Genomic DNA, 12,291 nt, shown 5'->3' with positions numbered 1-12,291 from the left:
TGAATCTTACATTAAACATAAAGAAGGCCGAGTTAAAAAATAGACACGGTACGAGAAAATCAAATAGATGGATCTATTAAAGCAAAAGAACCCGTTATTCCTTAATAAAGAGGAGAATAACAGGTTCTTGTCACACTATTCAGTTGTTAAAACTGATGACCTCATAGAAAGTCATTAGGTGTTCAGCGGACTCTCATAATAACAGGCTTTTAATTACAACACCGTCTTCGTCGCTGCCAGAAATTCATACAGTCCTGTCAGGTCATCCAGCTGTTTGTTGCAGCTCCTGCTGTCATGGCAGATGTAGTTGCCGTTCTTTGTATAAGTGCCGTCGCCTGACACTTTCGTCGTCGCAAGAAACATGGAGACTTTGCCGTCGTTTCTGCAGATCGGGCAGATGCCTTTGTTGACGCCTGGTGATAAGTCACCGTATAGCCCTCTCAGTTCACCTTCGTGGTAGAAGATGATGAATTTCTTCTGCTGGCCCGGATCATTCCAGCCGATATAAGTCGATTCAGTGAGCTCATAATCCGCCCAGTTAGGATACTTCAACTTCTTCACTTTCTTAAAGAGCTTATCCAGCTGCTGATTGGACGGTACTTTGAAGGGTTCGACGTAAATCTTCAGCAGTTCCAGCTGCTTATCCAGCTGGTGCCTGGTCATTGTGCGGTCCATCATGACGTTTAAGAATGCTTCCACTTCAGGCAGCAGTTTCGTAAAAATCTGCTCGACACTTTCCTGTATCAGACTCTGATAAGTCTCAATCATCTTCGGGTCATTCATCGTCTGGTAAGCCTTCATCAGACGCATACTCTGGCGCTTAATGCCGATATATTGGTAAGGCAGTATGTTGTTCATTAAAGTCAGTCCTTGTATTGTGGCTTGTGCATCCATTATATCATTCAGCACTTAATAACTAATAGAAACATGATGTCAGCTCAAATTATCAGTAGCTGAACCATCCTGCTACTTATATAATAAAATAAATTACATTGTTACTAGTAAATAGATTAACTGTTACTTCAAAGTTCACTGAAGGAGGAAAACTATGTCGAAAAGTGACGCTATCTCTTTTCTTGCTCAAAGTCTGATTGTCATCGTCGCTCTCTGCAGCTTACCTGGTATAGTCAAAGAAGGATTAAACAAAGATAATTACTTTACGCTCATTATGTTATTCGGTGCGCTTTCTCTTGTAGCCAGTTATTTTACCGGCATTTATACTAATACGCTCGACCGGGAAGATCCAGCAAAAGATTATCCGGTGGCTGTCAGTATTAAATGGTCTTGGATCAACACAGCCATCCAATCCGTATGCCTTATCGCTTTCATCGGCTGCCTGATATTTACGCTCACTTACTTCCCCGGGCAAAAGCTATGGCCGCTCTTCTGTGTCTTGTGGATAGGTATGTGTATCACAGTGATTTATAGAGAAACGAAGCGGCGGAAGTATTTGAAGGAGTCACGCTTCTAGGAAAATAGAAAAGTCACTTTCCATACTTATTTAAGCGCAAGTGGACATATTTATTCGTTAAAATTAATAGCTAGGATAACTCGATAATTAGAAAGGACATGTCCATGATACCCTCACTATTAGCAATTAGAGATGAAGACCGAAAGTTTTTGTTACAATATGGCTATGATCTTGCAGACAGTTTGGAAGAAGAAATGGATTATGTACTAAACATGGTTGATCACGCAGTCGAAGAGACTTTGATTGAACAGTTCGGCTATGACTATGACCTTGAACAAATAATGACGAATACCTGGGTCAAAGAATTATATGAACGTAAAGCATTGATTCAGCAGCATTTATCTGACGATAACGGCTATACACACTACCAGCCTTATCAGTTATGGATATACGGAGACAGTGAAGTCAGACTGACACTGCATAACAACCAAGTACTGATTGGGCGTATGGAAAGTCTGGATGAAGAAGATATAAACCATGCCTGGCTAGAATTCCGCCTCACTGCAACTGCTGAATTAAAACCGATAGCATTTAATGACATTAAAAGTATCCATAAGGTTTAAAACGCCTCGACAGTTGGTGATGAAGACCGAATTTATTAATCAATTTCATTCTATTAATCATTTGAATATTGAACTTTTTGATTATGTGAACCGGTATAACAATGTTAGACCGCACGGGGCGTTGAATAATCTAACACCGAAAGAATATAAGGAAATATTCTATAAAAACTGTCCAATATGATGTTGACAGACCACACCAATCCTTTAATTAATAGAACTTTTATTAATAATGTCACTGTAATGTCCTTCTAATGCTTGTCCTTCTATATTAGTGTTTGCTTTTAAACCTAAGTCAATAAGATAATCAACGGTATTTTCAATAAATGTTTCATTATGTTCAATTACTACCACTTGGTTATGCTTACTAATTGTATGTAAAACTCCAGAAAGTCTATCTATATCTTTCTTATTCAAGCCTGTTGTAGGTTCATCAAGCAAATATGCTACGTTCTCTTTCTTTGATTTACCAAGCACTTTAGCAAGCTTTATTCTTTGAGCTTCTCCACCAGACAAGCTTTGAGAAGCTTGATTTAACTTAATATATCCCATTCCAAGTTCTGATAAAACACTTAATTTTTTGTACAAAATACTCTTACTTGAAATAATCTCAATCAGTTTATCCACTTCTGTATTTAAAAAATCAGCGATATTTAATCCTTTATATTGAATTTCAAGCACTTTGGAGTTATAACCACTACCATTACATCTATCACATTTTATATATATATCCTCTAAATAAGACATTTCTATTTGAATTTCACCCATTCCTCCACAATGATTACAATTGCCTTTACTTGAGTTAAAGCTGAAATGGGATATATCAAAATCCCGTTTTTTTGCTTCTTCAAGTGTTGCATAAATATGGCGTGTATGATCAAAAACTTCCAAATAGGTAACAACTTTTGATTTTTTATTATTATGAATGGGTTGTTGATTTAAAATATATATTTGATTAATTTTTTCACTATCAGATACATCTTTAAGAATAAAATCATTACTTCTGAATTTATCATACATCATACTCATAAGAGTAGATTTTCCAGAACCTGATACACCAACTAAAGCAGTAAGCCCTCTAGTTGGAAGTGAACACTTAAAATTAGATAAGTTATTAGCATTTATATTTTCATATTTTATAAATCCTTTAAATTTTCTTTTATTATATTTTTTCATAGGGTTATTATTTAAATCGTAAAATTCTTCATAGCTTAATAACTTACCGCCCTTATAACCTCCTGAAGGACCCATATAAATAACATTATCCATTTCTGTAATAAATTTTTCATTATGTTCAATAGAGATTAAAGTATTATTTTTACTGACTAGCTTTTTAAAAGCATTTATTAAATATGGAATATCATTTTTATGTAATCCTTTGCAAGGTTCATCAAAGATATACATTACCCCTATCAATGGATTATTTAACTGGTTTGAAAGTCTCACTCTTTGTAATTCTCCTCCAGAAAGAGTAGGTATTATTCTGTCCAAAAATAAATAGTTTAGTTTCATCTCTATTAAAGGGTTCAACTTATTTTGAATTAAATTGATTAGCTTGTTGATATTATCGTCCATAAATTTTTCATTAACATTTTTAAGCCATTCTAATAATTCATTTAAGTTAAGGCGTTCAACTTCAGATATATTTTTATTCAATATTTTCAATTCTAACAAGTGATTATTCAATCTTAAACCATTACAATTTGAACACTCGCTTAATTTAATGTATGGCTTTATATTTTTATAAACTGAAGATTTATTAATATCGTTTAAGCTTTGGACAACTAAGTTATATGCGCCCGTAAAAGATGATTTTTTAGTTCTGTATTTTCCTTTTGCATTTTTAAATCTAATATTGTATTCTTTATGATCTTCAGAATAAAGAAGTTGTTCAACTTGTTTTTTACTTAAATTAACGAATGGTATGTCCATTGGTATATCATTATCATTACAATAACTTTTTAGTAATTCAAACTCACCTGTTTTTTTTGATGAGTTAAAATAAGGAAGGACACCTTCATTTAAGGTATTATTTTTATCACCTATTATGCTATTCAAATCAGCTACATATTCTAGGCCTGTGCCGTTACATTTTGCACAGCATGCCTTTGGATTATTAAACGAAAAGTCGTTATCTCTATAGTTTTCTTGATTCATACTATTAATTAAAATTGAAAATAGTGATCGTAAATAATTTGAAATGTCAGTGAAGGTTCCTAATGTCGATCTAGGATTTCGATTGAAAGAAGTTTGCGATACACTAAAAGCTGCAGGTAAATTTTTAATAGAATCAACATTTGCTGGAGTTTTAATAAGACTGCCAATTGTCTGAATAGGCAGATTCTCTAAGAAAGCTCTCTGACTTTCTTGATAAATGACATTATATACTAGAGAAGATTTACCGCTTCCTGACATCCCGGCCACTACAGTAGATTTGTAAAGAGGAATGTTTATGTTTAAATTTTTAAGGTTATTTTCTCTTGCTCCGCGGATAATTATTTCATTTTGCATAATATTCACCATCTTTACCACACCATTCACAATCTTTTAATCGCTCAAAATTTCTATATTCAATATCCATATTATAAATATTGAATTCTCCTCTTCTATTCAAATTTGCTGGCATTGTGCATTCTGATAAAACCTTAATTGCCTCCATCCCTATAAAACTAGCTATTATAGAACATGCAGGTCCAAAACTCCCTAATTTTCTGTTTTTAATTGTAAGTTTTTTTACGGATTTTGGATCAATTGCATTAATTATCTGTAATTGTTTTTCAAAACATTTCACACATGCGCTTTTGAAAGGTATTATCGTTTGACCAATTAAAGATAGATGCAGATTATATCCCCCTCCAACAATGTGAGGTATTTTATATCTCATACAATATTCACCAACTAAAAGTGAAGTTTGATCGACAGTTGGCTTGTCGGCACAATTTATTATTAGATTACTATTATTCATCCTATGTTTCTCTAACAGATTATTATCTAGCGGCTCATATATACATGTTATATTGCATTCTTTATTCATTCTCAGCAATTGCCTTTTTAATGCATCAGTCTTAAATTCACCAATGTCTTGTTCTTCATAACCCATTTGTCTATGTAAATTTGAAATTTCAATAATATCATCATCAATTAATACTAAATCTTTGACTCCATTTTGCACTAAGTTAATAGCAGTCCATGTCCCTACAGCACCTAAACCAATGATTACTACTTTACGATTTTGAATTTTGTTCCACATTTCGGCTAGATGGTCAGCTGAAGTGGAATAGTCTTCTAGAAAATGAATTACACGTCTAAATTTACTATAATTATTCATTGATTCTGGAAGAATATCAGACAAAATTCCTTTAGAAATTAAAAAATTAATGAATGTTTGCAATGCATTATATTGTTCTGATATATCATACTTTTTCACAAAATCATTTAAAGTAATTTCTCCATTCATTTCTGATAGTAATGTTTTCAATATGGGATGAAAAGACTTTATAATAACCTGTTCTCTTGTATTGGTCTTAAAAAATTCTATAACGTCATCTTTTCTATCTATTACTGAAACAGAAGATCTTAATTTTAGTTTCATTTTTACACCTCTATATGACTACAAATTTTGCATTCGGGATTTTTTTCAAGTGTAATATATGTCAAATCAAGATTTTTAAATATTAATTCTCCTCGAGTTTTATAGGAATCTTTGTCGACTATATTAGTAATATATTTAATAATTTCTATAACAGCAATTGAAGAAGAAAAAAGTGTCATTGATGATAACCCACCTATTTCTTCATGTCTATTTAAAACGGGATGAGGTTTTGGTTTCCATCCTTTTAACGCTTCTTTAAAGTGTGTCGTATAGCATTCTACACAAGGTGTGACTCCAGGGATAATTAATTCTCCTGTACTTGCTAAGTGCGCGTCAAAACCACCACCTATATAATGCGGGATATTTAATAAAGTGCATACTCGTGATATTTTTGCTGATGTATAACCTATATATGGTTCATCGAGAGTATTTATTACAAATGTAGCTTCATTAATATACTTCTCTATATCACTGGTAGGATTCATGAGTTCATTTATTGTCTCTACATTAACGTTTTTATTAATCTTCAACAATTTATGTTTAAGGCTATCAACTTTGAGTTTGCCAATATCTTTCCAATCAAAGTATAAGTGTCTTGTAATATCAGAATCCTGAACAATATCGTAATCGTATATAACTATGTTTTCACTACCTGCCATTACTAATTGGATAGCTATATTGCCGCCAATTGCTCCAGCTCCAAAGATTAAGAATCTGGTTTCCTTAATTTTTTTTTGAGCTAACATTACTTCTTCATTAGTTTCAAGAAATTCCATGAAATAATTCAATTGTCTATCATATCTAACGATTTCTTTTTCTGTTAAAACAGTTTGTCTTTCTTTTACTGCTACTATAATTTTCTTTTTAAGTAATTCGTTACATAATTTTGCAACTACACTTTCTTCTATATTAACTAATGCAGCTATTTCTCTAACTGAACTTTTCCCATGAATATTTTCAAGTATCTCAATAACTTTATTATTTACTTTAAATCTTTTTTGAATTCGAGTATTGATAAAATAGGCTGTAATAATATCATCAGTCAAATACAAATCAACTGAATCCTTTATTTTAAAGATTTTAGACATTAAATTTATCTCCTTTATTTTTTATATACGATCTAATCGATAACCACTTTTTTTCAGGCGTAACAATCAATGAATCTAATAGTTCAACATCTACAATTTTGCATAGTTTACCTATATTTTTAGTAGTATCTATATCAACTTGTGATGGTTTTAAATTATTTGATGGATGGTTATGGCCGATTATAATAAACTTAGCACAAGAAAGAAGGGCGGTTGTAAGAAGCACATTATAATCAACTGAAACTTTGTCAACTTTTCCAAGACTTATTACAGAATAGTTCAAAATTTCATTTTGAGCATTCAAGCATATCATACTAATAACTTCTCTAGCACACTCACTGATTTCTTCAATAAAAATAGGTGCTGCTTCTTCACATCCAAAAATATAGTTTTCATTTTGCATTATATAGTTTTCTGGCTTTAATGTAACTCTTACTATCGGTATCATTTTTCTCCCTTTATATAACAAAAAGACCTGTATTAATTATCAGGTCCTTTGAAAATTTTTTAATCTAAATAAGGTTCTTTAATACTGAATTACTCCTGATTCAACTTCTAGGAACTTACCCCATTCTTCTTCCGTAGCCATTTCATGATTTCGAGTGCATACTCGTGTACAACAATCAGATCGCGAGCCTGAACAACCATCTGAATACTCCGCAAAAATTTCTTCTTCTTTAAGTTCTTCAAATAACAAAATCGTATTTTCAGTCATATCGTCACCATCCCCTTAAGTTATAAGTATATTATATTAAATAGTGGTATTAAATGATAGAAATATTTCCAGTAATTTTCAAGCACTTATAAAATATCTCTTAATATTAAGTATAAAATAAAAGAGAAAAGAAATATGGTATGAAAATTTCTTTTTCTCTTTATTAACCTCTCTGCAAATATTTATAAAATGGATTCTTTTCTACAATCCTGCTGTCATTTGTTCTAGCTTAGAAACGAATCCACTATAACTGTAGACTCCTAAAGCATTCAATACTATACTTCACGACCTTCACTTACTTTATTTAAGTTTCTATAAACATCTTCTGCAGTTACATTTTCTATACCGAAATCTTGATCCATCGCACGAACCAATCTTATTACACGTTCTTCAGCTTCCGCTACTGTCAATGTCATAAAAAGACCTCCTTAATATTATTTTCTCAATTATAATATAAGTTGTTACTTTATTAATACTATTCTCTATTGTTAATAGACACATGATTATAGGAAAATGTTTCTTTGATGTAAATTTGTTGTATATGACATATAAAACGTCAATGCTATTTTTCACATAATTATAGTTATTTATATATTCCAAGGACGATTTTTCTAGAGTGGCACATCTTTATTAGGATGAAGTGGATAAAATTTCTCCGCAAAAAGAAAATTAGTATAACGGTTTATTAATAATATCCATTTTCAAATTTCCAGTTTGAAACAAAACTGTAACCGCAATCCTTGCATTCTATTTTGTAATATTCAGGCGTTGACTGCCATAAATTAGGACCGGCGTTATAACTTTTACATTTAGGACACTGATATTTAGTTATATTAGTTTCGGGATCTATAGTAGTGATAAATTTGTTTTCTTCATATTCTTTTTTAACTCGATCTGATTTTATTTCTTTATACACTTCCTCAATAGCTGAAATTAAGTCTGACAAAGTTCCCATTATTCACTTCCTTATTATTCTTTTATTGTCTTTATTATAATTTATGTTTTCAGGTTTCACTAATTTATTTTTATAATGTTTAACATTTAATCGATTTCTCTATTTGATTGTACAAATATACGTCTTATCCTTAATAAAATATAAATAAGCACATATAGAGGTTAATCTCTGAAAAGTTCCAACTTTATTATATTAATAATATCTTTATCCTCTTAATGTATGGTATCTATTGATATTAAAATCTTTTTTACAAAATATTATTCGAAGATATTGAGCTTTTCCACCAATTATGCCTATTTTAATTTTGAAAGTCGATTATAAGAATCTATTAAAGAATCTATTAAATTTGATAAACTTTTAGAAATGTATTCAGTCGAATTGTTGGGAGATATTTCATAAAAGTAAATTCCTTCATCTTCTTCAATAACCTTTTTTTGAGGATAGTTTTGTTCATCACTATGTGGATAAAACACCCAGACATTTTTAATTGGCTTTAGCAGCTCTCTGACCGAGCTAATTAATTCAGGATAGAAAAATGTTTTTGAATCAGGAGAATTTTTATAATTTCTGAGTTGTACCATTGAATGCTCTTTATATTCACTATTACCTTCAATAATTTTTCTTAAACTACGATATTTTGTATCTATTATTAATGAACCAATATAAAAATTTTGATAAAAAACGTCTAAGCGAATATCAGGCTTATTATTATTTACTTTAGTATGGAGAGGATTGTCTTTTATGGTAGATGAGCTTTTCTCTTTAATTCTTGTATTATAATGTAAATTAAGTTCCACTTCATTTTTTTTATATTTAATCATTGTTCCATCTAGAAGATCGGGTATTGGTTTATAGTTTGTAGAATATATCCAGCCATCAATTGGAATGAATTTTAATTCTTCTAATATCTTCATAAATTTAATATAAGTCCATATTTCAAAAAGTACATCTGTTCTTTTCCAAGTATACTGTATAGAATTAGGAAGAAAAACCTGCGACTCAGTTGTTTTCATTTTTTTTAGCCACTGATAGTAGAAATTATAATTTGAATTCATCATCATTTTAGAACTTGGATAAATAATTCCATTTATCTCTAATGATTGCATCCATTCCTGTTTTAACAAGAGTGAATTCGCAGCATTTATTTTTTTTAAAATCTCTGTTATATGAAGAATTTCTAATCTTTCTTTTTCAAGGTATTTAAGATTTTCTACGAACTTTGTATTCTTTTTAATTTCACTATCTAGTAACTCTAATCTGCTCCTAAAGTAATTTAAGTATTCAAAATTAATTTTATTTATTTTTAGTATTGTGCTTTTGAGCCATTGATTTTCATTTGAATTATAATTCAAGACTCTATTTGGAGAATACAGTTGCTGTTGCTTTTCAGGTTTTTCTAATTTTTTTCTTATACTTTTTCCATCGACAATAGGATTCTGACTGACATCTTTCCATTCATATGTTTTCTCTAATTTATAAATTGGTCTACTAACTAGTTGACGAGTAGTTATAATATATTTTTTATACATTGTTTTTATGAAGTCAATTTTATAATACAAATTATTACTATTAGTTGATGACTGAGTTACATTTCTTCGATTAAAACTAGTAGATAAACCTATTAAAGTTTCTTCAATCTCATCTTTCATAGCAATCCATTGTGGCTTAGAAAGTGACTTAGGACTGATTTCAAAAGTGCTATAATACTTTTGATCGTCTTCCACCAATGTAACCATATAATATCCAGGGACTAAGATGTTTTCTATAAAGTTTATTTGTTTATCTATAATAGATACCTTCTCATTAGAAGGATAGATATAATAATCGCCATCTTTATCCAACAAAACTCTAGAGCTGCTAGAAAGATCTAGACCATCTAAGTATAAGCGTGATTTATTGTTATTTGAAGTAAATAAAACAGATAAGTCATAATACTCATTAATCGTTAAAATATTATTTTCTTGCAAAAAAACTGATTTGATATCATCTGTAAAAATAAGTTCATTAGAATTTCCTTGGCTTATTAAAGATACTTTAGAAAGCATAGCCATGACTTCTCAACTCTTTTGCTTTTAATATTATAGTTTTAGTAGAATGTTTAAAATCAGAAATATCCTTATATTTTTCAAAAATATCAGTTAATGTTCCATTAGATGTATTTTTACTGTTTGAATTATAATTTCCGATAAGTTCACCAATTTCTTCTTCCGTTCCCCTTAGTTTAGTTAATATTCTTTGCTGAATTTGTAAATCTATAGCTTCGCTATATGTGAGAAATTCAGTAACAGGTAAGTTTTTCATATAAGCATCGATTTGTTTAACAACTCGGGGACCAAATCCAATATTTTTATTCGCGCTTATAAGCGCCTTATGAAGTTCCCAAAGACAATTTTTTACTTCTTCACTTAACTCTACGCCATCCTCTTTATTAGTAAAGTCTTTATAGTGTTCATAATATTTAATCGCTCCATGGGATAAGCTTTTTTTAATTTTATTTTTATCCAGATTTGCAAAGTTTAAGACTTCTAGTTCCAAAACATTAGCACGATCTAAAACCTTATTTGAAAAATGATGTGTTGATTCATCAATATTTACAGTTCCCACAAAAAATATATTATCTTTAATTTGAATTTTAGGAGGATATTTAGCAGTATTATATAAACGATTTTCTAAATCACTCACATAAAGTTGAATATATCTTTTAGACGCTTCCAATTCTAATTTTGATAAAAACTGTGAAAAATAATGTTCAACTCTCGCTAGATTCATTTCATCAAAGCACACTATATACATTTTTTCAGAGTTTTCTTCTTTTTCTGCTTCTATTAACGTTTCAATCAGTCCAGAGTCACTTGGTCTATATATCATATTCAAAGTATCTGCATAACCGATTAAATCACTATCTTCTGTCCAGCTTGGACTAACTGATATAAATTTAAATTGTTCATTATCTAAACCTAATGCACGCTGATAAGTATCAATAATTTTCGTTTTTCCTACTCCGCTAGTTCCTGAGAGAATTACCAGTGTTGATGATTTCATAGCGGTATGAAAATTGATTAAATCCTTTCGCGAATATGATAATCCACTATCAACGGTTCTTCGATACCATTCTTCAAGAAATTCAATTTCCTTATTTCTTACATTAGGTTTTTCTTCATCTTCTATTAAAGTATCATCAATGATTTCATCTTCATGCTCAAATTCACTACTATCCATTTTTTCTTCTATTTTTTTTATTATATCGAGAGAAAGAAAAGCTACACTGTCATCATTAGTAATCACTTGATTATGCCATTCAGTCTCAAAATCAATTTCTATTAAGTTTTCTATTTCAGTAAACTTATAACCTCCATGGGCATATTCATGATTATTAAAGTAACCTAGAACCTTTTTAGGAATCCCTTGACTTTCCTCCCATAATATAAATTGAGGGGTTTCAGCTTTTTCATTGATAATACCGTTTATCTGGCCAATAAATTGTTTATTTTTAATTTTAGTTAAAAATTCATGAAAATTAGAGACATTACTAATCTCTTTGTTGAACATAGGTAATGGGTGAAATGTCATCTCACTGCAATAACTATCATTCTTCTTTCTGAGTTTTATATTTTTTGCATTATATACTTTATCATGTTTTGGCGTAAACTTTTCTTCAACATTAAATACTAAAAAATAATCATGTAGAAAATCTTCAAATTTATCTATCCTTACATCTTTGTTTTCTAAAGGATCATCTCTAAATCCGAACTCGTCTTCCCAAGTACTCGTAAAGCAATTTACAAAATTTATGTTAGGAAATCCTTCAGGGTTAGTTGAAATAATTTTAATTAAAAATTGTAGCGAGTTTTCATTATTAATAAAAATAGCATCTCTACCATTCTCATCATAGACTTCTTGTCTAGTGGCT

Annotated in this window: 13 protein-coding genes; 3 read left to right on the top strand and 10 right to left on the bottom strand. The window is 30.3% G+C overall.

The features are described from left to right. Positions 1-213: 213 nt before the first annotated feature. Positions 214-894, bottom strand: coding sequence for a FusB/FusC family EF-G-binding protein (locus tag ERX35_RS00060; protein WP_246143090.1), 681 nt, complete (start codon positions 892-894; stop codon positions 214-216). Positions 895-1,048: 154 nt separating this feature from the next. Here ERX35_RS00060 and ERX35_RS00055 point away from each other — a divergent pair, with 154 nt between their 5' ends. From ERX35_RS00055 to ERX35_RS11690, 3 genes are all read left to right on the top strand, one after another. Continuing rightward, entirely contained in the window at positions 1,049-1,471 is a 423-nt protein-coding gene (locus tag ERX35_RS00055) for a hypothetical protein (RefSeq protein WP_149457863.1), read from the top strand. Positions 1,472-1,620: 149 nt separating this feature from the next. Continuing rightward, on the top strand, positions 1,621-2,034 hold the full coding sequence (locus tag ERX35_RS00050) for a hypothetical protein (RefSeq protein ID WP_170234484.1): 414 nt from the start codon (positions 1,621-1,623) through the stop codon (positions 2,032-2,034). Continuing rightward, the gene (locus ERX35_RS11690; RefSeq protein ID WP_149457861.1) at positions 2,006-2,215 is read left to right on the top strand and encodes an integrase core domain-containing protein; all 210 of its coding nucleotides are present in this window, start codon (positions 2,006-2,008) and stop codon (positions 2,213-2,215) included. The genes ERX35_RS00050 and ERX35_RS11690 overlap by 29 nt, the downstream gene beginning before the upstream one ends. Positions 2,216-2,238: 23 nt before the next feature. Here ERX35_RS11690 and ERX35_RS00040 read toward each other — a convergent pair whose 3' ends face one another. From ERX35_RS00040 to ERX35_RS00005, 9 genes are all read right to left on the bottom strand, one after another. Next, positions 2,239-4,542, bottom strand: coding sequence for an ATP-binding cassette domain-containing protein (locus tag ERX35_RS00040; RefSeq protein WP_170234482.1), 2,304 nt, complete (start codon positions 4,540-4,542; stop codon positions 2,239-2,241). Continuing rightward, on the bottom strand, positions 4,532-5,623 hold the full coding sequence (locus ERX35_RS00035) for a HesA/MoeB/ThiF family protein (RefSeq protein WP_149457859.1): 1,092 nt from the start codon (positions 5,621-5,623) through the stop codon (positions 4,532-4,534). The genes ERX35_RS00040 and ERX35_RS00035 overlap by 11 nt, the downstream gene beginning before the upstream one ends. 2 nt (positions 5,624-5,625) lie before the next feature. Next, entirely contained in the window at positions 5,626-6,711 is a 1,086-nt protein-coding gene (locus tag ERX35_RS00030; RefSeq protein ID WP_149457858.1) for a HesA/MoeB/ThiF family protein, read from the bottom strand. Beyond that, positions 6,704-7,159 carry a JAB domain-containing protein gene (locus tag ERX35_RS00025; RefSeq protein WP_149457857.1) on the bottom strand — a complete coding sequence of 152 codons (456 nt, stop codon included), beginning with the start codon at positions 7,157-7,159 and terminating at the stop codon, positions 6,704-6,706. The genes ERX35_RS00030 and ERX35_RS00025 overlap by 8 nt, the downstream gene beginning before the upstream one ends. Before the next feature lie 78 nt (positions 7,160-7,237). Further along, positions 7,238-7,426 (bottom strand): hypothetical protein, encoded by a 189-nt coding sequence (locus ERX35_RS00020; RefSeq protein WP_149457856.1) that lies wholly within the window; start codon positions 7,424-7,426, stop codon positions 7,238-7,240. A 275-nt stretch (positions 7,427-7,701) separates the two neighbouring features. Beyond that, a complete protein-coding gene (locus ERX35_RS11370; RefSeq protein WP_170234481.1) occupies positions 7,702-7,842 on the bottom strand; it encodes a hypothetical protein in 141 nt (46 codons plus the stop codon). Positions 7,843-8,111: 269 nt separating this feature from the next. Then, positions 8,112-8,381 (bottom strand): hypothetical protein, encoded by a 270-nt coding sequence (locus tag ERX35_RS00015; RefSeq protein WP_149457855.1) that lies wholly within the window; start codon positions 8,379-8,381, stop codon positions 8,112-8,114. Between the two features lie 293 nt (positions 8,382-8,674). Next, a complete protein-coding gene (locus ERX35_RS00010; protein WP_149457854.1) occupies positions 8,675-10,432 on the bottom strand; it encodes a nuclease domain-containing protein in 1,758 nt (585 codons plus the stop codon). After that, positions 10,416-12,291, bottom strand: a 1,876-nt coding sequence (locus ERX35_RS00005; protein ID WP_149457853.1) for an McrB family protein, incomplete at its 5' end; no start/stop codon positions are given. The genes ERX35_RS00005 and ERX35_RS00010, both read right to left, overlap by 17 nt.

The sequence above is a fragment of the Macrococcus equipercicus genome (assembly GCF_004359525.2).
Lineage (GTDB): Bacteria > Bacillota > Bacilli > Staphylococcales > Staphylococcaceae > Macrococcus > Macrococcus equipercicus.
Note: the sequence above shows the minus strand (reverse complement) of the source record. Positions and strands in the feature narration are given on the sequence as shown.

Coding starts and splice junctions, on each gene's coding strand:
- ERX35_RS00060 (WP_246143090.1), bottom strand. CDS start 894: ATGGATGCACAAGCCACAATACAAGGACTGACTTTAATGAACAACATA.
- ERX35_RS00055 (WP_149457863.1), top strand. CDS start 1,049: ATGTCGAAAAGTGACGCTATCTCTTTTCTTGCTCAAAGTCTGATTGTC.
- ERX35_RS11690 (WP_149457861.1), top strand. CDS start 2,006: ATGACATTAAAAGTATCCATAAGGTTTAAAACGCCTCGACAGTTGGTG.
- ERX35_RS00040 (WP_170234482.1), bottom strand. CDS start 4,542: ATGCAAAATGAAATAATTATCCGCGGAGCAAGAGAAAATAACCTTAAA.
- ERX35_RS00035 (WP_149457859.1), bottom strand. CDS start 5,623: ATGAAACTAAAATTAAGATCTTCTGTTTCAGTAATAGATAGAAAAGAT.
- ERX35_RS00030 (WP_149457858.1), bottom strand. CDS start 6,711: ATGTCTAAAATCTTTAAAATAAAGGATTCAGTTGATTTGTATTTGACT.
- ERX35_RS00025 (WP_149457857.1), bottom strand. CDS start 7,159: ATGATACCGATAGTAAGAGTTACATTAAAGCCAGAAAACTATATAATG.
- ERX35_RS00020 (WP_149457856.1), bottom strand. CDS start 7,426: ATGACTGAAAATACGATTTTGTTATTTGAAGAACTTAAAGAAGAAGAA.
- ERX35_RS11370 (WP_170234481.1), bottom strand. CDS start 7,842: ATGACATTGACAGTAGCGGAAGCTGAAGAACGTGTAATAAGATTGGTT.
- ERX35_RS00015 (WP_149457855.1), bottom strand. CDS start 8,381: ATGGGAACTTTGTCAGACTTAATTTCAGCTATTGAGGAAGTGTATAAA.
- ERX35_RS00010 (WP_149457854.1), bottom strand. CDS start 10,432: ATGGCTATGCTTTCTAAAGTATCTTTAATAAGCCAAGGAAATTCTAAT.